General features: G+C 53.6%; 30 protein-coding genes and 1 pseudogene. 3 read left to right on the forward strand and 28 right to left on the reverse strand.

Annotation, left to right across the window (positions count from 1 at the left end):
- Positions 1-55 precede the first annotated feature (55 nt).
- Positions 56-988 (reverse strand): LysR family transcriptional regulator, encoded by a 933-nt coding sequence (locus DSM2777_RS02900; RefSeq protein ID WP_061553115.1) that lies wholly within the window; start codon positions 986-988, stop codon positions 56-58.
- Between the two features lie 136 nt (positions 989-1,124).
- Positions 1,125-2,000, reverse strand: coding sequence for an NAD(P)-dependent oxidoreductase (locus tag DSM2777_RS02905; protein ID WP_061553116.1), 876 nt, complete (start codon positions 1,998-2,000; stop codon positions 1,125-1,127).
- Between the two features lie 271 nt (positions 2,001-2,271).
- Between DSM2777_RS02905 and DSM2777_RS02910 the strand changes: the two genes are divergently transcribed.
- Both DSM2777_RS02910 and DSM2777_RS02915 read left to right on the forward strand, forming a co-directional pair.
- The gene (locus tag DSM2777_RS02910; RefSeq protein ID WP_156088323.1) at positions 2,272-2,712 is read left to right on the forward strand and encodes a DMT family transporter; all 441 of its coding nucleotides are present in this window, start codon (positions 2,272-2,274) and stop codon (positions 2,710-2,712) included.
- A gap of 2 nt (positions 2,713-2,714) precedes the next feature.
- Positions 2,715-3,182, forward strand: a complete 468-nt coding sequence (locus DSM2777_RS02915; protein WP_061553118.1) for a DMT family transporter — start codon at positions 2,715-2,717, stop codon at positions 3,180-3,182.
- A 73-nt stretch (positions 3,183-3,255) separates the two neighbouring features.
- Here DSM2777_RS02915 and DSM2777_RS02920 read toward each other — a convergent pair whose 3' ends face one another.
- Positions 3,256-4,119 (reverse strand): YicC/YloC family endoribonuclease, encoded by an 864-nt coding sequence (locus tag DSM2777_RS02920; RefSeq protein WP_046457299.1) that lies wholly within the window; start codon positions 4,117-4,119, stop codon positions 3,256-3,258.
- 226 nt (positions 4,120-4,345) lie between these two features.
- Here DSM2777_RS02920 and rph point away from each other — a divergent pair, with 226 nt between their 5' ends.
- The gene (gene rph, locus DSM2777_RS02925; protein ID WP_043490059.1) at positions 4,346-5,062 is read left to right on the forward strand and encodes a ribonuclease PH; all 717 of its coding nucleotides are present in this window, start codon (positions 4,346-4,348) and stop codon (positions 5,060-5,062) included.
- A gap of 129 nt (positions 5,063-5,191) precedes the next feature.
- Here rph and DSM2777_RS23600 read toward each other — a convergent pair whose 3' ends face one another.
- The 25 genes and pseudogenes from DSM2777_RS23600 to DSM2777_RS03030 form a co-directional block, all read right to left on the reverse strand.
- The gene (locus tag DSM2777_RS23600) at positions 5,192-5,410 is read right to left on the reverse strand and encodes a DNA-binding transcriptional regulator (RefSeq protein WP_071842597.1); all 219 of its coding nucleotides are present in this window, start codon (positions 5,408-5,410) and stop codon (positions 5,192-5,194) included.
- 77 nt (positions 5,411-5,487) lie between these two features.
- Positions 5,488-6,660, reverse strand: coding sequence for a phage late control D family protein (locus DSM2777_RS02930; RefSeq protein ID WP_061553119.1), 1,173 nt, complete (start codon positions 6,658-6,660; stop codon positions 5,488-5,490).
- Positions 6,657-7,142: a phage tail protein gene (locus DSM2777_RS02935; protein ID WP_061553120.1), complete on the reverse strand. Its 486-nt coding sequence runs from the start codon at positions 7,140-7,142 to the stop codon at positions 6,657-6,659. Before DSM2777_RS02935 ends, DSM2777_RS02930 begins: the two co-directional genes overlap by 4 nt.
- 12 nt (positions 7,143-7,154) lie before the next feature.
- Positions 7,155-9,599, reverse strand: a complete 2,445-nt coding sequence (locus DSM2777_RS02940; protein WP_061553121.1) for a phage tail tape measure protein — start codon at positions 9,597-9,599, stop codon at positions 7,155-7,157.
- Positions 9,589-9,711: a GpE family phage tail protein gene (locus DSM2777_RS23605; RefSeq protein WP_071842598.1), complete on the reverse strand. Its 123-nt coding sequence runs from the start codon at positions 9,709-9,711 to the stop codon at positions 9,589-9,591. The genes DSM2777_RS02940 and DSM2777_RS23605 overlap by 11 nt, the downstream gene beginning before the upstream one ends.
- Positions 9,712-9,743: 32 nt before the next feature.
- Positions 9,744-10,037 carry a phage tail assembly protein gene (locus tag DSM2777_RS02945; protein WP_061553122.1) on the reverse strand — a complete coding sequence of 98 codons (294 nt, stop codon included), beginning with the start codon at positions 10,035-10,037 and terminating at the stop codon, positions 9,744-9,746.
- 59 nt (positions 10,038-10,096) lie between these two features.
- Positions 10,097-10,615, reverse strand: a complete 519-nt coding sequence (locus DSM2777_RS02950; protein ID WP_061553123.1) for a phage major tail tube protein — start codon at positions 10,613-10,615, stop codon at positions 10,097-10,099.
- 12 nt (positions 10,616-10,627) lie between these two features.
- Positions 10,628-11,815, reverse strand: coding sequence for a phage tail sheath protein (locus DSM2777_RS02955; protein WP_061553124.1), 1,188 nt, complete (start codon positions 11,813-11,815; stop codon positions 10,628-10,630).
- 137 nt (positions 11,816-11,952) lie between these two features.
- A complete protein-coding gene (locus DSM2777_RS02960) occupies positions 11,953-12,384 on the reverse strand; it encodes a tail fiber assembly protein (protein ID WP_061553125.1) in 432 nt (143 codons plus the stop codon).
- Positions 12,384-14,333 carry a phage tail-collar fiber domain-containing protein gene (locus DSM2777_RS02965; RefSeq protein WP_061553126.1) on the reverse strand — a complete coding sequence of 650 codons (1,950 nt, stop codon included), beginning with the start codon at positions 14,331-14,333 and terminating at the stop codon, positions 12,384-12,386. The genes DSM2777_RS02960 and DSM2777_RS02965 overlap by 1 nt, the downstream gene beginning before the upstream one ends.
- A gap of 4 nt (positions 14,334-14,337) precedes the next feature.
- A complete protein-coding gene (locus DSM2777_RS02970) occupies positions 14,338-14,877 on the reverse strand; it encodes a phage tail protein I (protein WP_061553127.1) in 540 nt (179 codons plus the stop codon).
- Positions 14,870-15,778, reverse strand: coding sequence for a baseplate assembly protein (locus DSM2777_RS02975; RefSeq protein WP_025801634.1), 909 nt, complete (start codon positions 15,776-15,778; stop codon positions 14,870-14,872). The genes DSM2777_RS02970 and DSM2777_RS02975 overlap by 8 nt, the downstream gene beginning before the upstream one ends.
- A gap of 3 nt (positions 15,779-15,781) precedes the next feature.
- Entirely contained in the window at positions 15,782-16,129 is a 348-nt protein-coding gene (locus DSM2777_RS02980) for a GPW/gp25 family protein (protein WP_061553128.1), read from the reverse strand.
- Positions 16,126-16,764 (reverse strand): phage baseplate assembly protein V, encoded by a 639-nt coding sequence (locus DSM2777_RS02985; protein WP_061553129.1) that lies wholly within the window; start codon positions 16,762-16,764, stop codon positions 16,126-16,128. Before DSM2777_RS02985 ends, DSM2777_RS02980 begins: the two co-directional genes overlap by 4 nt.
- 69 nt (positions 16,765-16,833) lie before the next feature.
- On the reverse strand, positions 16,834-17,283 hold the full coding sequence (locus DSM2777_RS02990; protein WP_061553130.1) for a phage virion morphogenesis protein: 450 nt from the start codon (positions 17,281-17,283) through the stop codon (positions 16,834-16,836).
- Positions 17,276-17,743 carry a phage tail protein gene (locus DSM2777_RS02995; RefSeq protein WP_061553131.1) on the reverse strand — a complete coding sequence of 156 codons (468 nt, stop codon included), beginning with the start codon at positions 17,741-17,743 and terminating at the stop codon, positions 17,276-17,278. The genes DSM2777_RS02990 and DSM2777_RS02995 overlap by 8 nt, the downstream gene beginning before the upstream one ends.
- On the reverse strand, positions 17,730-17,996 hold the full coding sequence (gene lysC / locus DSM2777_RS24780; RefSeq protein ID WP_218917631.1) for an Rz1-like lysis system protein LysC: 267 nt from the start codon (positions 17,994-17,996) through the stop codon (positions 17,730-17,732). The genes DSM2777_RS02995 and lysC overlap by 14 nt, the downstream gene beginning before the upstream one ends.
- Positions 17,917-18,264 (reverse strand): annotated as a pseudogene (gene lysB / locus DSM2777_RS24850) (Rz-like lysis system protein LysB); the annotation flags it as partial. The pseudogene lysB and the gene lysC, both read right to left, overlap by 80 nt.
- Positions 18,261-18,761 (reverse strand): glycoside hydrolase family 24 protein, encoded by a 501-nt coding sequence (locus DSM2777_RS03005; RefSeq protein WP_061553133.1) that lies wholly within the window; start codon positions 18,759-18,761, stop codon positions 18,261-18,263. The pseudogene lysB and the gene DSM2777_RS03005, both read right to left, overlap by 4 nt.
- A complete protein-coding gene (locus DSM2777_RS03010) occupies positions 18,761-19,057 on the reverse strand; it encodes a phage holin family protein (protein WP_061553134.1) in 297 nt (98 codons plus the stop codon). Before DSM2777_RS03010 ends, DSM2777_RS03005 begins: the two co-directional genes overlap by 1 nt.
- A gap of 3 nt (positions 19,058-19,060) precedes the next feature.
- Positions 19,061-19,225 (reverse strand): tail protein X, encoded by a 165-nt coding sequence (locus DSM2777_RS23615; RefSeq protein ID WP_071889856.1) that lies wholly within the window; start codon positions 19,223-19,225, stop codon positions 19,061-19,063.
- Between the two features lie 37 nt (positions 19,226-19,262).
- Positions 19,263-19,769, reverse strand: coding sequence for a head completion/stabilization protein (locus DSM2777_RS03015; RefSeq protein ID WP_061553135.1), 507 nt, complete (start codon positions 19,767-19,769; stop codon positions 19,263-19,265).
- 93 nt (positions 19,770-19,862) lie between these two features.
- Positions 19,863-20,642 carry a phage terminase small subunit gene (gpM, locus tag DSM2777_RS03020; protein WP_061553136.1) on the reverse strand — a complete coding sequence of 260 codons (780 nt, stop codon included), beginning with the start codon at positions 20,640-20,642 and terminating at the stop codon, positions 19,863-19,865.
- 2 nt (positions 20,643-20,644) lie between these two features.
- Positions 20,645-21,751: a phage major capsid protein, P2 family gene (locus DSM2777_RS03025; protein ID WP_061553137.1), complete on the reverse strand. Its 1,107-nt coding sequence runs from the start codon at positions 21,749-21,751 to the stop codon at positions 20,645-20,647.
- 64 nt (positions 21,752-21,815) lie between these two features.
- Positions 21,816-22,661, reverse strand: a complete 846-nt coding sequence (locus DSM2777_RS03030; RefSeq protein ID WP_061553138.1) for a GPO family capsid scaffolding protein — start codon at positions 22,659-22,661, stop codon at positions 21,816-21,818.
- Positions 22,662-22,791: the final 130 nt, after the last annotated feature.

Consider the following 22,791-nt stretch of genomic DNA (forward strand, 5'->3'; position numbering starts at 1 on the left):
TAGGCTTTATTTTATTTTAAATATTAATAATGGATAAGAATTTATAATTCGAAAATCAAACATTATCCCAATAAGCCGGTGTTCCAAATTTCTGGACAAAGAAATCGATGACAACGCGCACCTTAAGCGGAAGTCGTCGGCTCTGCGGATAGAGAGCCGCTAGCTGCTGGGGCTCTAGCCTCGTGGATACAGGATATTTCTCCATCAAACTCACCAGACGACCATCTTGTAATGCATCTCCTAATAGCCATGTTGGGAATACTACGATCCCTAAACCTTGGATCGCTGCATCTAACAGTGAATCGGCATTGTTTCCGGTGAGGGAACCCTGCAGACTATAGGGAACCCATTGATTATTCATGTGGAAAAACCATCTCTGCGCGCCAGCAAAACCTTTAAATACGATGCAGTTATGATGCGCTAACTCTTCCGGCGTGGTCGGGATCCCAAAGCGATGTAAGTATTCCGGACTCGCGGCGATGCGATAGTTTTGCTGGGCTAGCACTCTGCCTTGCAGATTGGAGTCTGACAAAATACCGATACGAAACAGGAGGTCAGATGCATCTTGCATTGGATCGACAAAATTATCTGTTTGCACCAGTTCAACGCAAAGCTTGGGATATTTTCGGCAGAGTTCAGGAATATAGGGCGCGATATGTAATCGGCCAAACACCACTGGGGCGTTGATGCGCACAAGCCCTGCGGGCTCAAGCTTCTTTTCCTGCAACGCTTGCTCGGCTTCCTCGAGTTGTTCAAGGACTCGCCGTGCGTATGTTGCCAAAAGCCGACCGCTTTCCGTTGCGGTCACCGCGCGGGTGTGGCGGTACAAGAGCTGTTGATTAAGCGCTTGTTCCATTAGCTGCATTTGGCGTGAAATAGACGATGGCGCAACGCCTTCTCTGCGGGCAACCTCTGAAAAACTGCCGTGATCGAGGACGGCAACAAACAATCGTAGTGCTTTTATGTTGAGTTCATTGAACGCTTGCATGCTGTGCATATTCCGCAAAGAGGTTTTATCTATGGTGCGTTTTTGTGAAAGGTTTTGCTAGTGGGCGATTCAGACAGTTTCCCTCTCCTTAGCGGAGAGGGTCGGTACGACGACGCTATCAAGGTTTTACGTTGAACTACTTTAAACCACTGCGGCGGGCGGAGACATTGGCCAACGCTGACCAGTCAAGATTGCCGTCGCCTTGAGCGATAGCATCAATGAAGTTATCTCTTAATACGCTAGCGAACGGCATGGGAACGTTTTTCTCTTCGGCTGCCTGTTGTGCCAAGCGAACATCTTTCAAACCGAGCGTTAGCTTGAAGCCTGCGGGGGTATAGCGTTCTTCAGCGATCATGCCACCATAGTTTTTGTATACCGGAGCTGAAAACAGCGTGCTGGTCAGCATATTGATAAAGTCTTTAGGCTCAATGCCGTGCGCTTTAACTAAGGCTGCGGATTCCCCAACGGATTCAATGACGGTAGCCAGCATGAAGTTTGCTGCGAGTTTCACCGTGCTGGCCTGCTCAGGATTGTCACCGAAGTGCCAGGTTTTTTGGCCTAATACATCGAATACAGGCTGTACGCGACGGAGTTGATCGGGTTCTCCGGCTGTCAGAATATTTAAATTTCCTGCGGCCGCAACGTCGACTCGCCCTAATACCGGCGCCGCAATGTAATGAATACCTTTTTCTGAGCAGTAGCTTGCCATCTTACGCGTGAGGTCATTAGAAACCGTTGCCATATTGATATAGACAGCCCCTGCTGCTAACGAATCTAATGCGCCCTGAACGATCATTACATCATGGGTAATCGCATCGTCGGCTAGCATTGAAATAACAACCTCACTTCCTGCGATATCAGCAGGGCGTTGGCAAAGCCTTGCGCCATCGTTAACAAGTGGGGTTGCTGCGGCTGGGCTACGGTTCCATACAGCGATTTCATAGCCTGCTTTTAGCAGGTTATGCGCCATAGGCTGGCCCATAGAGCCCAATCCAAGAAAAGCGATTTTCATGCGTTACTCCTCGTTATTGTCTGCGGTGTGATTGCAGGTCCCGGCTATCTCTGTATCTCCACCGTAGAGTCTCAGGAAAGATGAGTCAAAGCACTTCATGCTGTGCGTAATCCGCAAAACTGTTTAGCGACTCATGCTGTTTTTCGAAAGATGAAGGTGATTGATAATGCTCGCCATCGGATTTAGCGGCTTTTCGCGAATCGCTTGAATGATGCGGAGTGAGTAATAGATGACACAGCCAGAGCGACGTAAAACAGCTCATTCAGGCTCAATGAACGGCGCCTATATTCCATTGGTCATTATGGCGGGTATGGGGCTTTCGGTTGAAGCCGGATTGCTTGGGCCACTCGGCGAGGAGGTGGGGCATTTATGGGCGACGTTGAGCATATTTGGCGTTGGCGCAGCCTTACTGTTTCTTATCTCGTTATTAACCGGAAAGCCGGCTGAGCACCGCTCTTTCAGTTCGCTTCCTCGTTGGCAACTTACGGGCGGTCTTCTGGGGCCTCTATACGTCATTATGTTGACGCTGGCGACGCCGGTGATTGGTGTTGCCATGACGATGATTGCCATTCTGTCGGGTCAGGTCGCAAAAAGTTTATTAATCGACCATTTTGGTTGGTTTGGGATCTCGCGTAAGCGCGTGGGTGTGCAGCGCCTGTTTGCATTAGCGCTGATTGTCGCGGCTTTAATTCTTATCGCTGAGGGGGCGTAACGATGATGGGACATATCATAATGTTGGCGCTGGTCGTTTTGGTTGGTGCAGTTCTAAGCATGCAGGCCGCTATCAATGGCCGCCTCGGTGAAAGCGTGGGTGTGATACGCAGCAGCCAACTGACGTTTGTCGTCGGCGCAGTTTTTAGTGGATTGCTGATTCTCTTCTTCGAGCCCACACATTCTCAGACCTTGCTTACCGTACCTAAATGGCAACTGGCCGGAGCATTGTTTGGCATGTTTTATATGTTAGTGATGGTGGCATCGGTACCGAAAATTGGCGTTGCGACGGCTACGGTGGCGGTGATTTGCGGGCAACTGTCGATGGGAATGATGATTGATACTTTTGGATGGTTTGGCAATCAGGCAATAGGCTTTTCCAGCAGCCGTATGGCCGCTTTAGTTTGCTTAGCCTTAGCGCTGGTATTGATTTATCGTAGTAACCAAGCAGAAGAACAATCCACAAAGTGATGGTTTGAGCGATAAAAAGCCCGGCTCTACGATGGTAGAACCGGGCTTTTGTTTGTTGAAGCTGAGTAGAAAATTACTCGATGTTCTGAATCTGTTCGCGCATCTGTTCGATCAATACTTTCAGTTCGATAGCGGATGCGGTGACGTCGGCGTTGATAGACTTAGATGCCAAAGTATTCGATTCACGATTGAATTCTTGCATCATGAAGTCGAGACGGCGGCCTACGGCTTCTTTCTTTTTAAGAATCACATAGGTTTCTTTGACGTGGGCTTCGAGGCGATCCAACTCTTCTGCAACGTCAACGCGCTGCGCCATCAGAACCAGCTCTTGTTCAAGGCGGTTATTTTCCAATTGAACCTGAGCTTCTTCTAGCTTGCTAACCAAACGTTCGCGCTGCCACTGTAGGATCTCAGGCATTTGCTGACGAACTTTAGCTACTTCAGTTGATACGCCTTCCAAACGCTGCTCGATCATCGCTTTAAGAGCATTACCTTCGCGTTCGCGGGCATCGATAAAGTCATCAATCGCAGATTCCAGTGCGGCCATCAGCTCGGTGCTGATAACGTCCAGATCTTGTTCGGCGGCAGACATCACGCCCGGCCAGCGCAGAACTTCCAGTGGATTAATTTCACCTTCGTCGCTTTGCATTTTGACCCAGTTGGCGGCTTCAACCAGCTGCTTTGCCAGTTTTTCGTTCAGGATCATGGAGCTTTGTGCGCTTGGGTCGAGCTCAAAACGCAGGTTACATTCGATTTTCCCGCGAGTTAAACGCGTACGCAGTCTTTCACGCACCACAGGCTCTAGGCTGCGGAACTGTTCCGGCAGGCGAATATAGGTCTCAAGATAGCGCTGGTTAACGGAGCGTAGCTCCCAAGCTGCGCTGCCCCAGTTGCCTTTAATTTCACGGCGGGCGTAGGCTGTCATGCTGCGGATCATTTTGCGTACCTGTAAAAATGAATGATGTCAGGATTATAGCCCCGCACCGCCTGCCATGATAGGCATAAGCTCACGAACATGGCATATCGCTTTTGGTTGATGAGAAGAGGTGGCTGATGTCTTTATCAATAGCCTTTCGTTGGCGGGCTTGCTGCAACTGAAATTAATTTGGGTATAATGCGCAGCCACATTGAAATAAATATGAATGCTAGCCGGAGACAAGCTTATGCGTCCAGAAGGCCGAACTGCCGAACAAATCCGCCCGTTAAAACTGACCCGTAATTACACTAAACACGCTGAAGGGTCTGTGCTGGTGGAGTTTGGTGAAACTAAAGTGTTGTGCAACGCCACCGTTGAGGAAGGAGTTCCGCGCTTTCTAAAAGGTCAGGGACAGGGCTGGGTCACGGCTGAGTATGGCATGTTGCCACGTTCCACCCATAGCCGTATGGCGCGTGAAGCGGCCAAAGGTAAGCAGGGCGGTCGTACCATGGAAATTCAGCGTCTGATTGCGCGCTCTCTACGTGCTGCGGTTGACCTGAAAAAGTTGGGTGAGTTTACCATTACGCTCGACTGCGACGTCATTCAAGCCGACGGTGGTACTCGTACAGCATCGATTACCGGTGCCTGCGTGGCATTAGCTGATGCGCTGAATGCCTTAGTTGCTGCCGGTAAACTGAAAGCTAACCCGATGAAGGGGATGGTTGCCGCGGTGTCTGTGGGTATCGTCGATGGTCAGGCAGTATGCGATCTGGAATATGTTGAAGATTCTGCTGCAGAAACCGATATGAACGTTGTGATGTTGGAAGATGGTCGCATGATTGAGGTGCAGGGCACCGCAGAAGGCGAACCTTTCAGCCATGAAGAACTGCTCCAGCTACTGGCACTCGCCAGAGGCGGGATAGAGGAAATTATCCAAGCGCAGAAAGCGGCGTTGGAAAATTAATTGTTTTAGGCGACTTGTTAGTCGCCTTTGTATGCAGCTAACATTATGAAATAAAAGGATTTATTTCTTTCAATGTCCACACATTGACCACATCGACAAAAAGCCCCGATATTCGGGGCTTTTCTGTTTTTACATCCAGAGGGTTTGTTGTCCGTTTCGTTCCGGGTGTGGCATCGCGGGGATAACCGTTCCCGGCAGCATGATCGAGCTTTCGAATGTTTCCATTGTCTTAAACGTATGACCGCAATTTATGTTCTGGCACTGGTGATAACGCTCTTTTGTATTGTCGGTTATATAGCGACTAGAACGGGCATGAGCGGCATTTTTACAGAGTGGACAATGAAACATTTTAATCACCTCAATGGCTAGATTCGATACAGCAATTTTAGTGTTTTTATCCTTTTAAAACAATGAATTGTGTATATTTATTCATCTTGTTTTCCTTCCTCATACTCAACGTTAGACAGCTTAACCTCAAGCTCTAGCGCCGTCGTGTAGCCACCATCGCCGAGGGTGTGGGTCACTTTAGTGATCGTCCATGCCTGCTGGTCTATGACGGCCTTAAACCCTTTCACCGTCACCGGTGTTTCTGGATATAAATCGGCACGCCCCATGGCGAGATTAATAGAAAACTCCGCTACGCCGCGTTGCAGTTTGTCCCACTTGGATTGTGCGGCTCGCATCGCCTGTGCTTTGGTCGAGTAGATTGTCGTTATCGCCAGCACGTTATCGGACTCACCGGCCAGATACTCGCCCTGTTTTTCTTCCTGTGGCTTGGCAGCCTTGGCGGTTGTCTTTTTCGCGGGCTTCGCTTTAGGGTGCTGTAAAGCGCGCATATGTTTAGGCTTAGTTTTGCGCTGTAGCTTCACCTTTGTTTTTTTCGGCTTCGGGTCTTTGGTATGTAACCAGCTCGCCGTCACGCCGGTGTAAGCGTTGCGGTCAGCAATCGCAAACTGATGACGGTCGCCATCGCTGCGTTCGATAGTCATCATCGGGATAGGTTTGCCGCTGGCCGTCACACCGTTCCCCGCCTTGAGAAATAACAGTTTGCCCGCTTTGACTGACACCTCAGCACCGTTGCGCTCGGCCAGACGGGTGAGAAATTTAATATCGCTCTCCTGAGACTGGTCGATGTGAGGGATCGCAATTTCAGCAAAGCCTTTCGCCAGCACCGCATCGAGCTGGTTGCGCTCGGCTATTTGTTTCACCACCGCGCCGAGGGTGCTGTCGTGATAAGACAACTCACGGCGGGAATTAAGAGACCCGCGAAAATCAGCGCTACGGGCGCGAATGGTCAGCGTGTCCGGCGCGCCTCGATGCTCGATTTCATCAACGGTAAACTGACCTTTACCAATTAGCGCCGACCCTTTCCAGCCGAGAAACAGTGACAGCACCGCGCCGCGAGCAGGCATAGCGAGTTGCCCGTCGCCGTCATCGAGCTCGATATCAAGCTGGTCAGCCTCAAATCCGCGATTGTCGGTCATCGTCAGTGATAACAGGCGATTACTGAGGTTGTCGGTAATATCATCCCCGCCGAGGGTGAGCATAAACGCGGGCGTAATATCAGCACCGGCGGCGATAGGCATACTGGTGATCATGAAAATAACCCTCCGGCCATATCCTGCGCTTTCTGCGCCATCTCACCCGCCTGACTGGCTAAGTCATTAGCCTGTTGCTGCAGGTCGCCAAACATCGCCCCGAGCGATTCATCGACACGGGTTAGGGTCATGCTAAATTCAATCCTGCGAGCACTGCCATCGGCAAAAAAGACGCTTTGTGTCTGCGTCATGCTGGCAACAACGTACATGCCATAGATTGCCCCATCGCCACCAATCAGCGGCCATGCTTTACCCTGCTCGGCCATCGTTTTAAGCGTGAGCATAGACAGCGCGCCGCCGGTGATTTCAGGCAGTAACACGCCCGACAAAGTAACCTTATCCTCGCCAGCACCTAAAAACTGATAAGTGGGGCGCTGCCCTACACGGCTGTTTGACGGCCAGCGATAATCGAGACTTTGCTGTAATGATTGGTAGGGCAATGTCTGGAGCTGAAAGACAAACAGCCCGAGCGTTAACATCATAGTGAGGGCTCCTTAATCAGTATTCATGCGAGAACGACCAGCTGCTCGACGGCTGCGATCACGTTCTTCGAGGGTTTCGCGGATAGCTCGTTTAACATCTTCCACGTTTTGGCCAGGAGGAATATTTATATCGAGCTGGTAGGCGTGTTGGCTTTGGTCGGTATAACTTGCGCCACCCGTTTTTACCGGGGCATAGCCGCCGGTGAGAATCCCGCCCGAGGGTGAGTAGCCTCGACCGGTCGCGCCGGTGGCGTACTGATTAACCTTGCTAGCATTGGCATCGATATCGGCAGACTCTTTTTTCATTAAGCCCATTTTTTCTAACAACCAATCGACCTTGCTGCCTATCGCGTTAAATAGATTGAGCGGAGCCGTCAGTACTCTCGCCAGAGCCTGACCAAATTCAACACCGGCGTTTTTGCAGCTATCGAGGCTTTCTTTCGTCGATGTCACCGGCGCAATCAAATCCCCGAACCATTTCCAAGCGGCTTGGAGTTTTTGCCCCAACAAATCAAACAGCGGCATTAACGGCGCAAACATCTCAGACACCGGCGCAAACGCAGCCTTGAGCCCTTCCACCACGCCGCCAAAAAAGGCGCTGATAGGCTCCCAATATTTACGGATAAGCAGAGCACCGGCAACGATAGCAACACCAATCGCGACAATCGGCCACGTCAGCGCACCGAGCACCGTTAAAATACCGCTACCGACGGCGGCAAAGACGGTGCCGAGCAAACTGGCTCCGGCAATGATCGCATTAATCCCCATCACCACCGGCCACGCTACCAGACCAATCGCACCAAGAACGCCAATGATAGCGACCGCACCACCGGCAATTTTTAGAATGGTTTGGGATAGCCCTTTATTTTTCTGTATCCACTGGTCGAGCTTAAGCACGTATTTCGTGGCGGTTTGGGTAAGAGAGCGTAGCGAGCTCTCTTGCTGGTCAAAGAGGTCGATCCCCACGGCCTCATAGGCTGACTGAAATTCTTTAAAATCCCCGCCGAGGTTGTCCTGCATCACCTTGACCAGTTCCTCGGTTTTTCCGTCCGAGTTTTGTAGCATTTTGGTCAAGTTATCGAGCTTGCCCGAGGTGGCAGCCGTCATCAGCACCGCCGCCGCTGAACTTGCCTCCTCACCGAAAATCGCTTTCATGTATTCGGCGCGCTGGGTATCCCCTAGCTTGTTTTTAACAAAGCTTTTTTGCATCTCTTTGAGGATGGTAAACAGCGGGCGCATGTTGCCTTTGCGGTCGGCGGTTTTAACGCCGAGCTCGCTGATAGCGTCATGGGCTTTACCGGTTGGCGCTTGTAAGCGCGTGATGACTGCGCGGCTTCCCGTCCCCGCCATCGAGCCGGTGATTTTAGCGTCAGCCAGCGCACCCGCCATGGCGGCGGTTTCCTCGACACTGATACCGGCATTTTTGGCAACCGGCGCGGCGTAGGTGAGCGTATCGCTTAAACCGTCAAAAGTGGCGGCGCTTTTGTTCATGGCTGCGGAGATAACATCCCCAATATGCGACACCTTATCGTTAGCCAGCCCAAACGCCGATTTAACCCCCATCAACAGCGTGGCGTTTTCTTCCATGCTGCGACGGTTCGCCAGTGACATATTGAGCGTGGTCGGCGTGGCGGCGAGAATGCCGTCTTTATCTGCGCCTGACTTAGCGATAATGATTTGCGCGGCAGCTGCGTCATCGGCTGAGGCGGCGGTGGTGTCCCCGAGCTGGCGCGCCTGACCGCGTAGCGCCAACATATCCGCGCTCGATTTATCCAGACCGAGCACGGCCTGTAACTCTGAGTTTTTCTGTGCAAAGTCATAGCCGGGCTTGAGTGCCGCGACACCGGCCACAATACCCGCCGTCGCCACACCCACACCGGCGGCACCGGCTCCGGCCAAGTTACCCGCCAATTGTTTACCGGACTCATAGCGTTTTTTCACCGCGTTGAGCTTGGCCTGTTGTCGGCTGACTTTCGCCAGTGCATCTCGTTGACGATTGAGCTGGGCGGTGGTTTCACTCAGTGAAGCTTTGAGCCGCTGCTCATCGTTGGACAAGCGGCGGGTGTTGATCCCCGATTGTTGGAGCTCATGCTGTTGGCGTTTTACTGACTGCGTCAGGCTGTTGTATTTTAGCTGTAACCCTTCGGCGGCACGCTGCGCTGACTCTAATACTTTGGCCTGTGCGCGCGTCGGTTTCTCGGTGTTTTTAAATTGGATTGCGAGGGCTTCGGCCTCGTTTTTGGCTTTCTGCAGTGACTGGCCAGTGACGGCGAGCTGGCCGCTCGTTTTGCGAAAACCTTCAACACGTCCCGCTTGGGCGTTCAACTCTTTGAGGGTTTTCTGCGTGTCGCGAATGCTGCCAGACAGAGATTTACTCTCCGTCTGGATCGCTTTAAACGGGCGACTGGCTCGGTCGACGGCGTTGAGAAGCACCTGCAATTTTAGATTATTGCTCATCAGTGTTTCCGCTTCGTTGTAGCGCTTTGTCGCGCCAGAGGGCGAGCTCGGTCAGGCTCATGGGGTTAAGTTCTGAGGGCGGCCAGTGAAATATCACTGCGATATCCGCCATCAGGTCATCGACCGATAAATCGGCGGGAAAGTCTATTGAGCCGAATTCGGCGACAAAAAACCGATCACCTTACCGGCGAGCGCAATCATGTCGGGCAGTTCTAACTTGACCACGTCGCTCTCTAATAATGGCGGGTAGGTCATACGCGGCAGCACCTTAATCAGCGCGTCCACGTCAGAATTTGCCACCGCCGCTAGACTCACGCCGCGCAGGGTTCCCGCATTAGGTTTGGTGAGGGTCACTTGCTCGATAAGCAGATCGCCACGCTTAATCGGGTTTTCCAGCGTCACCAGATTGTCATTCTCAGTGGTGTTTTTATCTTTCATAATCGTTCTCTTAAAAAAGGGGGTTAACCGGCCAGTGTTGCACCTGACCGGCCATCAGATTACAGACCGATGTTTTTACGGTGCTGCGCTAAGCGGTCAACGCCGTTGACCTTCTCAATCATGTTGACGACGTCAATCTCGATGAGCTCTTTGCCGTCTACCATCAATTTGTAGTAGGTGCATTGGGTCGAGATTTTGGTCTCGGTGTTCTCGCCTTGCTTGTTATCACCGCCGTCGATTTCTTTGTGACGGCCACGTAACACGATTTCCACACCGCTAATCTCGCCGGTATCGTCACGCTGGAAAGAGCCCGCGAAACGCAGAGGAATATCAGAGGCACCCGGTACGGCGTACTGGCTCCATAAATCATCGTCGGGGAAACCGCCGATAGTCCATTCCAAGGCCAGCGCGTCATCATCGAGACCCAAATCAACCGCCGCCGAGCCATTCATCCCGCCGCCGCGATAGTTATCTAGCTTGCGGGTCAGTTTGGGCAGCGTCACCGAGCTGACGACCCCCATGTAGCTCAACGCGTCGTTAAACATGTTGAGGTATTTCAACTTACGAGGCATTCCCATCGCTTGAGTTCCTTAGCTGTTAGCCGTGGAGCCGACACTCACCAGATATTTATCGGTGATACGTTGGCGTAGGGTGAGGTTTTCCAGCGGTGGCACCGGCGTGTAGTCGTAATCGATATAGAGTTTTCCCGCTTTCAGGCTCTCTTTATCGTTGGCGCTCTCGTCATACCAGCAATCGGCGTCGATGATATAACCGCTGGTTTTCAGCTCGCGAAATTTGGCCTTAATCCCTTCGACAATGTCGCGGATAAGCGCATCATTCATCGGTTTATCGACTGCCCACATGTGCGCCTCGGCCATGGTATCGGCCAACACCTGCGCGGTACGGGTGTAGTTTTCAAACATAAACAGCGGGTCATCAGAGCAACAGCGGTTGCCCCAAAAACGAAAACCATCGGCGCGTACCAGCGTAGTAACACCGGCCTCGTTGAGCAGGTCGGCATCGGTTCCCGGTGCCTGTAAATCCCAAAATACCGAGGCACTGATACCGGTGACGCCGTTCACCCCGACGTTAGACAGGGTTTTATGCCAACCGGTCTCTTGGTCAATCTTGGCGCGTAGACCTAATGCGCGCGCCGTCGCCCATGCCGTATCGCTGGCGTTGGCCGTGGTATCCCATGCCAAGAAGTCCGGCCAAATCAGCATCAGCTCGCGCTGGCTGAAATTGTCGCGGTACTTAATCGCATCTGACAGGGTTTTACAGCCCCACGCGCTGATATAACCAAAGGCGCGCAACTGCTGACAGACTGCCGCCAGTGCGACGGCCACCTCTTTAGTATCGAGACCCGGCACGCCCAAAATGCGAGGCTTAACGCCGGTGACGGCTTTCGCGGTGAGTAACGCTTTTAGGCCGGTGTATTGGCCGTTCTCATCCGCGCCGCCGATGATGTTGGAAATGGTCGCCGCTTGGATCGCTTCTTCGTCATCACCTTCACCCTCGGCCACGCGCACCACGACGGTAACGGGTTTACACTGGTCGCCGATGGCTGCCAGCGCGGCGGCTAAGGTGCCTTTAGTCCCCGCTTTACCGGCAGCGGCCACCACGTCGGTAATCAGCACCGGCACGTTGAGCGGGAACGTTTTTTCATCTGCATCCGACGCGGTGCAGACCATGCCAATAATGGCGGTTGAAACGGTGGAAATGACGCGGGTGCCGTCGTTAATTTCGAGCACCTGCACGCCATGTTTAAAATCGGGCATCGTGTTTGACTCCGTGAGAAAGTAGCAAGGCTATTGTGTTGTGCGTGGACGGGAACAGCGAGCAATGGCCGACGTTCGGGCGGTGAAACAACAGGCAAAAAAAAGCCCTCAAACGAGGGCGAGATAAACGGGGTAAATCAGGCGGGGAGAGGAGGCCATTCAATATCAGGCGCACTTGCTGTATCAATGCGACTGAGTAACACGCGGTAAGTTTTCCATGCTTTGAGCTGCGCGAGTTCCTCATCTGTTGCAATATCCAAATCAACCGCATCTTGTAACGGTGCAATTGCCGCCGTAGCAACATCCAATAGGCGAGTTTTTTCATTATCCGCCATCGTAATAGCCTCTTCAGGCGATATTGGCTGCACGGCCATATCGAGCCAGCATGGCAAACCATCATTACCAACACCGCGATATTTACCCTCTGGCGTAAGTTCAGCCGCATAGGTGATATATAAATCATCATTAACAAGGACAATATCATCAGGCAACGTTCCGGATTTTTTGTAACTCTCAATGGCATCAACCGGATAAAATGCATTCTCTTTTGCGCTGAAATAATAATTCATTAGTATCCTACCGCCTCCCAAAATGCAGGGTATACCTCTGTACCACCATGATAAAGCCGTACCCCCGATAAACCCGGCTCACCGACGTATGAAGCCTCATTACTTCCCACCGTGGTTGCACCGCCGCGAATTAGCGTCACTGTGACGCCGGTGCATGCATTCGGGAATGCAATTGGAAATCTTAACGGATAGCCGTTTCCCGCACCAAAGGCGGTGGTTCTTCCCCATTGTCGGATACGGCCTGTATTATTGTCTTTCTCGTAGCCATTCGCCGATTTAGATATCGTCGCAATCTTTGAATACTTTGCATCAAAATTGGCATAGTCAGACGGCGTTATCTTGCCATTCACGTTTAGTGGTTTGTTAACGCTAGCCTCATTACTTAAGTCGAGCTTTGTCCCATTTTTATAGTTATGAAACGAAACAGTACTATCACCATCACCGGCATTACCCACAAACCATCGCGCCGCGCCGCTTTTATCTCGCGCTTGAAAATATAATGCTTTGTCATCATCACCGATAATGGCTAAAGCGCGCCCAGCGCTATTGATAGCCAATGCGCCATTAAGCGCACCACCATTAACACTTAGCGCTTCAACATCGCTCGCCGTTGGCTTATGCACCGTTGAATACACATCACCGAGAATAAACGTTTGGCCGGTCGCAAATTCAACATGTAAGCGCCCGTCACTGGTTACAAACAGATTGGCCGATACGGGTGTGATGCCGCTTGTGTCATACGGCAAATGAATACCTGCGCCGTACCCGCCAAAGTGATCACCATTCGTGCCGCCACCTTGGCGAAAAAATTGGGCAGCCAAATTTCTTGCCAAAATATCGCCATTAGATAGTGCTGCTGGGGCTTGTGATAATAGCCCGCCAGCCTCAACGAGAAGCACCGCGCCGCTAGTGGTATCGGATGGGGATGTTTGCTTTACTAAATCAAGGCTTGCCCTCGCTTTAGCCTTATCAGGTATGTCAGACAGGTTTTTATTTTTCTCTAGACGAGTATTGGCATTATCGTTGGCTTTCCCAGCATTGGTATTGGCGTCCTTGGCATGTTCATCAGCCTCGAGAGCCTTATCATAGGCAATCTTTACAGCTTTTGGTGTCGCCGCCAAAGTCTCGCTACTGTTATTAACTGCGCTGTTTAATTGAACAATCCCTTTTTGAACCGTGCTCGCATCCTGCGCGGTATATTTACCGTTCGCCAAGTCATACGCAGTTTTAACGGCTTTCGGCGTAGCGGCTAACGTTTCACTGGTGCTATTGATTGCACTGCTAAGCTGAACAATGCCTTTTTGTGCCGTGGTCGCATCCTGCGCGGTATATTTACCGTTCGCCAAATCATAGGCTGCTTTAACGGCTTTCGGCGTCGCGGCCATTGCCTCGCTGGTGCTGTTGGTGGCGCTGCTAAGCTGGGTAAAACCTTTCTCTTTGAGCGTGGCGTCAGGATGGCGGCGCGATTGCTCATGCTCCTGCAATTTCTCATCGACGTATTCCTGTGTAGCAAGCACAGTCGAGCTATCAATCAGCAAATTCACCGTGTCCATATCACTGACAATCACCACCATGCGCAAGGTCTGCGTACGCCCTGAGCCCTCGGATAACAGTGGTTTGTAACTCTCGGCCATGTTGCTGACCGCAATCAGGTCGCCGACCTCGTCAAAGAGCCCCAGCTCACGCATCCAAAAGCCGCCAATCTCCGGCGGGATAACCAGCTCGGCCACTAAATAGTTTTTGTGCTTCGGGTCGACGATCACTTTATTGAGCGCGGCGCGGTGCTTCTCGGCAATCAGCTTGGTTTGTGTCGGGTCTGGCGTGGGCAGCGTGCCGCCACCGTCACCGACGGCCATTTGGGTGAGGTTGATTTTTGTCCCGCCAGCGGTCGCGGCGGCAATCTTGGCCGCGCCGATTTTGGTCAGTACCGCCTTATATTTTTGTGCCATCGGGTTAGCTTTCTAGGTCAGGGTAAACGGTAATAATGTCGCCATCGTAGAGGGCGACTCCGGTGTAGGAATAACCGGCGATATCTTGAATAATGTTGAGTCCGATGAGGTGGCGGCTGGCGGGTTTAGCGTCCGCGATAAGTCGCTCCATCTCGTGATACATTTCCTCGGTGATACCGCTTTCCAGTACGCCAATATCGAGCCGAAAGGTGCCGGGCGGGTCATTGGTCTCCCACCACTCATTGACGTTAATCACGTAGCCCAACGGTTCAACCACGCGGCGCACGGCGCTAATGGTGCCTTTGCGGCTGTGGATGTAATACGCCGCCGCAATCACATCGCGCTTGGTTTCTTCCGGCCACGTCGCATCCCAGCGGTCAACCGAGAACGCCCACGCCAGATACGGCAACAGGTTGACCGGGCAGGTTTTCGGGTTCCAGAGCTGGCGCAGCGGTATCGGGGTTCGCTCTATCTCAGCACAGGCAATCGCGGCGGCCACCTCCAGCGGCGAGGAGCCAACCGGTAACAGACGGTTATCACTCATCCGCGCCCCCAATGGTGATCGCATAATCAGAGCAATAGGACGCCTGAGTCTCATCGAGCACGATATCGGCGACCGGCTGCGCGAGCTCAACACGCTGCACACCTTCCACATGGAGCGCGGCATAGATGGCAGATTTACGGATATCACGCCCGAGGCGGTGCTGAGCGGTGATGTAGGTTTTCAGTTTGGCCTCAGCGGCTTCGCGTACCGGCTCCACTTCCGGCCCCGGATAGAGATAGAGCTCGGCCACAATCTGATACGGCACAATCTCGGCACTTTGCACCGTCACGCGGTCAGCAACGGGGCGCACGTCTTCGGCGTTAAGCGCGAGATTGACTATCTGGATCAACTCCTCGCTCGCCGCGCCGTTCCCCTCACGCGAAAGCACCGAAACCGTCACACACGCCGGTGTTGGACTAATGACCGACACGTCAGCGACTCGACCGTCAGCACTGCGGCCATGGAATTGATACGCGCCCACTGAACCGGCCACGCTTAAGCCCTCAAAGGCTTGCTGAATACGCACCCGAAAATCGTTGTCGGACTCCAGCACGGCGGCCAGAGGGGGAATGGCGGTGGTATCGGCGGGCGTAATAACCAGACGCTCAACGTTATAGTTTGCGCCGAGGTTATCCAGATCGCCGCCGGTGGCATAAGCCAGCATGTTCGCGCGGGCAGCTTCATTCACCCGCTGACGCCACATCACCTCGCGATAAGCGCTTTCTTCGAGCAACTTTGTCAAGGGTTCGGATTCAAGCTGCAAGGTACGCGCCACCGCCTCGCGCTGGCTTTCATCACACAGCGACAACAGCGTCGCTTTGCGCTCGGCTAAAATACTTTCGTAGTCCAGCACCTCGACCACATCGGGCGCGGGGAGCTGGCTTAGGTCAATGGTTGCCATGGATTAACTCACAGGTACGTTAAGAGAGAAGGTGCCGCCGGTGTCGGTCAGTTGTCCGGTGATATCGACAAACATTTCGCCGTTAAACCGGTTATCGAACGTAATGGCCGTGAGCCTGACGCGGGGCTCCCATTTCAAAATCGCCATGTAACAGGCGGCCATAATTTGTAGGTTGAGCGCGGCGTTTTGCGGCTGGTCAATCAGCGCTGACAGGAGCGAACCATACTCACGGCGCATCACCCGCGTGCCGACCGGCGTGATAAGAATATCGCGCACGCTTTGGCGAATATGCGCGAGGTCATCGAGCTGCTGGCCGTCCTCTCGGCTCATGCCGGAATAGCGCGCCGTCATTTCGTGCTCTCCGTCCAAGAGTTACCGCGCTCAACCCCACCGTGACCATGGTCGTCAACCTGCACGCCGTTCGAGGTGAATTTGCCGGTGTGTTCGATGGTGCCGCTCATGGTGCCGCCTTTTTGCACCTCGATAGAGCCGGTGGTCAGCTTGTTGGTGCAAACCACTTCGGGGGTATCGAGGGTAATTTTTTCGCTGGCGGTCACGGTGACGGACGGGCAAGTCACCACCACCGACGCCGAGGCGGTCACATCCGCGCTTTTAATGCCGCTCACGGTGAGCTTGCCGGTATCCGGCTCGTACTCGATGACCGCACCGTCTGGATACTCGACGCGCCAACCATCGGCAGACGCCGACGGGGCGGGAAAGTCATCGCAGTAAATGCCGGTCAGGACAAAGGCGGTATCGAGCTCGCCGCCAACAGCCAGCAATAACACCTGCTCCCCCACCGACGGAGCCCACCAGTCACGCGAACGGCCAGCGCGACGCGCCAGCCAGTTAATCCAACCGGTTTGTATTTCGCCGGTTTGGACGCGGCACAGGGCTCCATCGGTATCGACTTCGGACACGACGCCGGTGCGGATAAGATTGCGCAGTAGGCGCGAGATTTCGGATAGTTGGGATTGTGTGCTCATACAAGAAAGGATGCCGCCGAGGGGGTTCGGCGGCAATGTGAGCCCGTAGGATGGGGACTCAGACAACAGTCATTCGCTAAGGAATGCGGTGACAACCTCCTCAACGATGTGCTTATCCCCTGCACTAAATCCCAACAGCGGGCGCGCATCATATTTCACTTCACGGCTAAAGCGGTTCGGCTTGTCGCTTAAGCCCTCTTGATGTATCCGCACCATACGCTGAACACGTCCGACAAACTCCACCACGGCGGCATCACTTGAGCCTTGCGCTTTCATAAAGCGATTGGTGCGCAACTTGGCGAACATCTGGCGCTTTACGCGGCCTCGCATGCCGCTGGCCGGTTGCGGTTTTCGACTGGCGTATAGGGTGCCGTCGGGCGCTTTCTGCTGCTTAATGTGCTGTTGCTGACTGGTGCGCAAGCGCTTAGCCACTTCGACCGCAATTTTACGGCGCTGCACCGGTGTCAGGTTGCCAATCAACCCCGCGAGCCTGTCCTCAAACTGTTTGAGCTCACTCATCCCACTGACTCACTAGCTCGCCGTTGATATAGAGCTCCATAGGGCGCTCAACCGGCTGCGGGATAGGTGGCTCAACGAGGTGCTTCACGTGAAGCGCCCTATCTACCTGCTTGACGATAACGCGCTCGGTGAGGCGCAGGCTAAAACTGATATCGATACTGTCGTGATTATTCAGGTCAGCAAAGTAAGTGAAGCCGTTCCGCTTGCCCTCGTCGGTGGTCATGATATCCGGCTGGTTTTCGCGCAGCCATGCGTTAATCGGCACGATGAGCAAATCCAAATCGCCAGAATAATCGGTCACAATCACATTGAGCGTGTACAGATTTTCATGCGATAGCGTCGCGGCCAGTGTGGTCGCAATCGTCCCGTTATCTACAAACAGGCGCAGCATATCGGGATTTTTACGCAGTACCGGCGCGGCTTTTTCAAGCGCTTCGCGTAGGCTTTTAGGCTTTATCATCGTGTGACTCCTGACAGTGTTTCACGGTTTCCACCTGTAGAGCACAGCTCACCAGTGCGCGCTCTAATTGGCGGTTATCTTCACTCAGATCGCCGTTAGTTTTCGGCAGGCTTCCCGGTATCGGGCAGCTCGTCACCTTCGGACAGCCAACGTAAATAAGCGTCGGGGGTGTCAAAGGCGGGACGGGTGTGCAGCCTTGCAATATCATCAGGCAAAGCAGACTGATACCAATCGCGCAGCGCTTTATTTTCATTGAGTAGCCTCGTTATTTTCTGGTCTTTGCCGGTGGCGAGCTGCTGCGCGTGGCTAAGTTGCTGACGTAATACCACCTGAGCGCGTTCGCTACGTTCGGCGTTATCACGCACCACGCTGAGCTGATTGTTTAAGGTGGCGAGGTTATTTTTTTGCGTGGTGATGGTTTGCGTGGCGTCGCTGAGTGCCTGCCCTAGCTCGCGGTTTTCACGCTTTAACCACCACAGGCCAACCACGGCCACGACTAGCAAGATAATCAGCGTTTTCATTGAGCAAGCTCGCCCCCAGCTGCGCGATAGACCGCGACCAGTTTGTCGAGTCGGTGCTCTCGCTGGTTGTAACCGGCACCCGGCAGGGATGCCCAAATATTGCGGCACTTGCTAATCGCTTGCTCAATATCACCGCGCTCGATATCCGCAAGGCTTCGCTGCTCGTCCATCAATTTTACCGCGAGGCGGTCTTGTGATGACGGGCTAAAGTCAGGCAGTGAAAGCAATGCTTTATAGTGCGGCCAGTAGCGATAAAGCTGCTGATAACGCCCTGAGGCGGTCGAGCGCTCACCGCGTCGGTTGAAGGTTTTCGCGGGACGACCGTGCGCAAACGGGTGATCGCTGTAGTCGGTGAAAATCTCCGGCTTGCCATCAATACCCGTCACCACTACGTCATACCCCTGATTTCGAGTGAGTTGATGGTTCGCCGTTCCCTCAGAAAACGCCAGCATATCGAGAAACGCGGCGACGTTTGGATGGACTTTAATCACGGCCATTATTTATCCCCTTTGTCGGTTTTGTTTTCTTTGCTTAGGCGGCGCTGAATAAAGATTTCCACCACCTGATAACCGGCGATCCCCAGCATGGCCGCGATACCATAGATAGCCACCGGATTAATCTCGGGGAACTGCACCAGTACAACGCCTGATACCATGGAAACAAAGCCGCCGAGCAACATACGGCCAATGAAAAGCCGAGGGGTGATAGGTTCCCCACCGGCGAGCACCTTACCCACGACAATAAGCGCGCCGGTAAGGAACAGCGTCACTACGGTCTTATCGGATTCGATCATGAATTAATCCCATAAATTGACAGTCTCCGACACGGTCGAGGACTCAACGACCGGCAACTCGACAGCGGTGCCATGCGGTAACACCGCGCCCAGCTCAGCCAGTCCCGGATTGACTGCGAGCACCGCCTCGACCACGCCCTCGGTGCGCCCGTAACGGCGATAACACAGGGCGTCGAGGGTGTCCCCTGTGAGGCGATAACGCGCATTAGATTTGCCCTATGATGGATTTAGGCCGACCTTCTAAGCGACTCACCGCCCAGCGTGCATCGCGCCACAGCGTGTCAGCGGTGCTCTCAACGGTGTCGGCTTTCCGGTCGCCTTTGGCGCTGGCGTCATAGCCGCGATAACGTTCGTAGACGCTGGCACTGGCAAAGGCCGACACGGCGCGCAGGTAGTGAAAACATTTTTCACTTTCACCATCGATTTTCTCGGCGGGAACCTCCGCTAAACGGGAGTAGCCTGCGGCGATATTACGCTCACGAAAGAGATGTAACTCGGCGTTGGTTTCGGCAATCCCCATGCGGATCGCTTCACGCAATCGCTCAGGCGTGACCACATACTCAAGGCGCATGAGCTCACGGATACGCACCGGGTCGATATCCGGCCAGAAATAGGTGTTTTTAATCACCGGCTCACGCGGTTCAGGCGCAGGAATGACTATCCCTGATGCGTCGGTGTTCTCATCCGAGGCAGGAATGATGATTGTCGTCATGACAAATCCTTGTAATGGGTGGGCGGTGGACGCAGAAGCCAATCAGAGCAAGTCTGTTTTCTCTGCGTGCCGCCCGGCGCGGGGCGCGTTCTGTTAGCGGCGAGCGGTTGCACTCGTCGGTTTTCGCGTGCGAGCGGCTGATTTCGCCGGTGTTTTCGCACGCTTGGCTGTTTTGGGTTTGGCGCGTTCTTTCGGTTTTGGCGCGGGAGCCGGTTCGGGCTCACTGGCAGCCTTAATGGCTCGCTCCAGTCGCTCGATATCCTTTTTCACACCGGCCAAGCGGTCGAGCTGCATGGCGCGTTTAAGGTGCTCTAGCGCTTGGAGCGCCGCACCCTCATCACGCAGTACCAGCCCGGTGATTTTGTGCAGCTTGGCGCGCACCTTATCCGGCATATCGGCGCTTTCGGTCAGCGCCATGGTGTCGAGTAATAACGACACGGCCACAGGCTCACCGGCGGTATGTAAACGGTCGGCGGCGATAGCCACATCCTCAGCCAAAAAATAACCGGTGGGTCGGTTGAGATGTGACGGCATAGCGAGGCCATATTTTAGGGCGTAGCGGGCAATCTCCAGCGCGCCGGCAATATCATTGGCGTCGAGTTTCCACACCATGACGGTCATTAACACCGCATCTTGAGCACCTCGGCCTTCGGCCAAAACGCCCGCGACCCATGGCGCGTACTCCGGCAACATGCCGCGCTTAATCTCGGCTTTACGCTCGAATGAGTGCACGCCTTTTAACGTGCGCATATCACCGGCTAAACGCATGAGCACCAGCTCGTACCCGCTGGCGTGGCGCAACGCGCTATTTTCGCGCTGCGCCGCCTCTTGTGCCGATACCCGCATCATGTGACGTTGTGCAGGGCTCGCCATGATTATTCCTCAGCGTTATCGGCGGTCGGTTTATCATCAACTGGCGCTGATGCCTGTTCCGGCGCTGCGGGCGCTTTAAAGGTGCCAACCTTGATATTTTCAATCAGGCACGCGCAGCCGTAATCCTCGACTACAAAATCGACTTTCAGCGACTCATAGTTTTCGACGCGGTCACGCTTGGCGTTCTCCTCGATATGGCGGCGGTGCGAGCTGTCCATGATGTAAATCGACAGGTTATCGAGGCGCGTCACCATCATGGCATCGGCGGGGAAGTACGGCACACGTACCGCCGGTAAGTTACCGATGCGTTTCTGGCTGATAATCACATCGGCGGCCATGGCTTCGGTGTTCGGCTGTTCTTGGTTCACCAGCGGGAAATACTTGTCGGCTAACAGCTGACGACCACAGATAACCACAAGGTCAGGGTCTTCTTGGTGCCATGGGTCGATCATGCTGTTGGTCGCATCCATCACCACGGCGTCAAGGTTGGCATAATCGCCTTTTTGACCCACGCGGATGACGTCGGACACGGTGCCATCTTCGGCGGTATAGCTGTCCATGACGCGCTGCGGAGCTTCATTGCGTAACTTCTGCAACCAACCGACGGCTAAGTCCTGCAACATTGGATTTTTACTGCGGTCAGACTTCGGTGCACGGGCAATACCGTTAAAACCGGCCATGATGTAATCGAGCGCCTGACGCTTGGCAATCGCATCGCGTAAACGGATCTGGAAGTCCTGATAACGCGCCCACAGGTCGAGGGTGTTGTAACGGATGTGAAAGTCAAAATTGACCTGTTCACATTTGTATTTACGCGACGTCAATGCGGCAAAGTCGGCGGTTTCACGCTCGCCGCCGTTGTCGGTGTCGGCGGTGCTGGCGATAGAGCCGGTGACGCCGAGGCCGATTTTCTCACCCTCTTGCTCATCCACCGGCACCATGTTGATACGGGTCAGAAAATCCGAGGTTTCTTGCACGGTGGTGATAAGGGTCTGCGTAACCGACGGCTCAACGCTGAATTTTTTATCGATATCGGCAACATCAACATTATTCAGCTTGGCGACTTGGGTCAGGAACGCATTAAATTTAAAACGGGTATTCTGGCGCATAGTTTCTCTCAATCAAATAAGGGGCAGACGGCGCAGTAAGCCGCGCCGGTTCACAGTCAAACGGTTAACAGTTGGTGAGGTGGATTTCTTCGCCGTTGCCACCATTGGCCGCTGGACGGCGTGACTGTCCAAAGTGCTCGGTGTTACCGAGCTGACCTTTCAGCGCTGATAATGCCTGCACGCTGTTTTCTGCGGTTTCCTGCGCGGTTTTCAGGTCATTTTCTAACGTGGTTAAACGCTGCTCGACGTCGTCCTGATAGCTTTGCACCTGCTCAGAAACGACCGAGACCGCCTCATGCACATCGTTAAAACGTGCGTCATCGTTGGCTTGCTTGCGGCTAAAAATGCGAGTGACTTTGTCAGTCAGTGTGGTGAGAAGCGTGTCGGGAACGTCCTGAAATTCCAGCGTGACCAGTGTCGCCACAGAAAACAGATCGTCAGGTTGCTCTTTTTTACCGGCGAACGGGTTCACTTTGGCCTTGGCGCTGAATTCCAGCATCTCAGTTCCGAGGCTGGCGGGGTCATCGGTGACCGCAAGGCCGACCAGATAGGCTTTGCCCGTATTGGCAAAGTTCGGACGAATTTCCATCGAGGTGTAAATCTTTTGCCCGGCCTTGACCATGGAGACCAAATCCTCGAGCGGTGCCATCTTGGCATAGAGTGCCAGCTTGCCGTTTAGGATAGAGTCATCCTCAATGGCTTCGGCCTTAAGCTCGACTACGTCACCAAGGCGCTTAAAATCGCCTGTTGGTAACACGCCTTTGATGTGTTCGAGATTGATACGACAGCCACGAACGCGGGGATCAAAGCTGTCGGCCATTTGCTGAATGTCAGTTGCTTCGATACTACGGCCATCGCAGGTGTCACCCTCGACGCCGATGCGAAACCAGTTAGATACTTTCTTTGCCATTGTTCAGGTGTCCTGAGTGGTGTTTGGGTTCGGGGCTAGTTTCCCCACCCAGCACCGGCTCCGCCATCAATCCCCGTCTGACAATCGCCTACACAACAGCCCTGTAAGGCGCGCCCCGCCTGCCTTGCGT

Origin of the sequence: Obesumbacterium proteus, from assembly GCF_001586165.1 — a bacterium.
GTDB lineage: Bacteria > Pseudomonadota > Gammaproteobacteria > Enterobacterales > Enterobacteriaceae > Hafnia > Hafnia protea.

Coding starts and splice junctions, on each gene's coding strand:
- DSM2777_RS02900 (WP_061553115.1), bottom strand. CDS start 988: ATGCAAGCGTTCAATGAACTCAACATAAAAGCACTACGATTGTTTGTT.
- DSM2777_RS02905 (WP_061553116.1), bottom strand. CDS start 2,000: ATGAAAATCGCTTTTCTTGGATTGGGCTCTATGGGCCAGCCTATGGCG.
- DSM2777_RS02910 (WP_156088323.1), top strand. CDS start 2,272: ATGAACGGCGCCTATATTCCATTGGTCATTATGGCGGGTATGGGGCTT.
- DSM2777_RS02915 (WP_061553118.1), top strand. CDS start 2,715: ATGATGGGACATATCATAATGTTGGCGCTGGTCGTTTTGGTTGGTGCA.
- DSM2777_RS02920 (WP_046457299.1), bottom strand. CDS start 4,119: ATGATCCGCAGCATGACAGCCTACGCCCGCCGTGAAATTAAAGGCAAC.
- rph (WP_043490059.1), top strand. CDS start 4,346: ATGCGTCCAGAAGGCCGAACTGCCGAACAAATCCGCCCGTTAAAACTG.
- DSM2777_RS23600 (WP_071842597.1), bottom strand. CDS start 5,410: ATGTTTCATTGTCCACTCTGTAAAAATGCCGCTCATGCCCGTTCTAGT.
- DSM2777_RS02930 (WP_061553119.1), bottom strand. CDS start 6,660: ATGATCACCAGTATGCCTATCGCCGCCGGTGCTGATATTACGCCCGCG.
- DSM2777_RS02935 (WP_061553120.1), bottom strand. CDS start 7,142: ATGATGTTAACGCTCGGGCTGTTTGTCTTTCAGCTCCAGACATTGCCC.
- DSM2777_RS02940 (WP_061553121.1), bottom strand. CDS start 9,599: ATGAGCAATAATCTAAAATTGCAGGTGCTTCTCAACGCCGTCGACCGA.
- DSM2777_RS23605 (WP_071842598.1), bottom strand. CDS start 9,711: ATGGCGGATATCGCAGTGATATTTCACTGGCCGCCCTCAGAACTTAAC.
- DSM2777_RS02945 (WP_061553122.1), bottom strand. CDS start 10,037: ATGAAAGATAAAAACACCACTGAGAATGACAATCTGGTGACGCTGGAA.
- DSM2777_RS02950 (WP_061553123.1), bottom strand. CDS start 10,615: ATGGGAATGCCTCGTAAGTTGAAATACCTCAACATGTTTAACGACGCG.
- DSM2777_RS02955 (WP_061553124.1), bottom strand. CDS start 11,815: ATGCCCGATTTTAAACATGGCGTGCAGGTGCTCGAAATTAACGACGGC.
- DSM2777_RS02960 (WP_061553125.1), bottom strand. CDS start 12,384: ATGAATTATTATTTCAGCGCAAAAGAGAATGCATTTTATCCGGTTGAT.
- DSM2777_RS02965 (WP_061553126.1), bottom strand. CDS start 14,333: ATGGCACAAAAATATAAGGCGGTACTGACCAAAATCGGCGCGGCCAAG.
- DSM2777_RS02970 (WP_061553127.1), bottom strand. CDS start 14,877: ATGAGTGATAACCGTCTGTTACCGGTTGGCTCCTCGCCGCTGGAGGTG.
- DSM2777_RS02975 (WP_025801634.1), bottom strand. CDS start 15,778: ATGGCAACCATTGACCTAAGCCAGCTCCCCGCGCCCGATGTGGTCGAG.
- DSM2777_RS02980 (WP_061553128.1), bottom strand. CDS start 16,129: ATGACGGCGCGCTATTCCGGCATGAGCCGAGAGGACGGCCAGCAGCTC.
- DSM2777_RS02985 (WP_061553129.1), bottom strand. CDS start 16,764: ATGAGCACACAATCCCAACTATCCGAAATCTCGCGCCTACTGCGCAAT.
- DSM2777_RS02990 (WP_061553130.1), bottom strand. CDS start 17,283: ATGAGTGAGCTCAAACAGTTTGAGGACAGGCTCGCGGGGTTGATTGGC.
- DSM2777_RS02995 (WP_061553131.1), bottom strand. CDS start 17,743: ATGATAAAGCCTAAAAGCCTACGCGAAGCGCTTGAAAAAGCCGCGCCG.
- lysC (WP_218917631.1), bottom strand. CDS start 17,996: ATGAAAATAAAGCGCTGCGCGATTGGTATCAGTCTGCTTTGCCTGATG.
- DSM2777_RS03005 (WP_061553133.1), bottom strand. CDS start 18,761: ATGGCCGTGATTAAAGTCCATCCAAACGTCGCCGCGTTTCTCGATATG.
- DSM2777_RS03010 (WP_061553134.1), bottom strand. CDS start 19,057: ATGATCGAATCCGATAAGACCGTAGTGACGCTGTTCCTTACCGGCGCG.
- DSM2777_RS03015 (WP_061553135.1), bottom strand. CDS start 19,769: ATGACGACAATCATCATTCCTGCCTCGGATGAGAACACCGACGCATCA.
- gpM (WP_061553136.1), bottom strand. CDS start 20,642: ATGGCGAGCCCTGCACAACGTCACATGATGCGGGTATCGGCACAAGAG.
- DSM2777_RS03025 (WP_061553137.1), bottom strand. CDS start 21,751: ATGCGCCAGAATACCCGTTTTAAATTTAATGCGTTCCTGACCCAAGTC.
- DSM2777_RS03030 (WP_061553138.1), bottom strand. CDS start 22,661: ATGGCAAAGAAAGTATCTAACTGGTTTCGCATCGGCGTCGAGGGTGAC.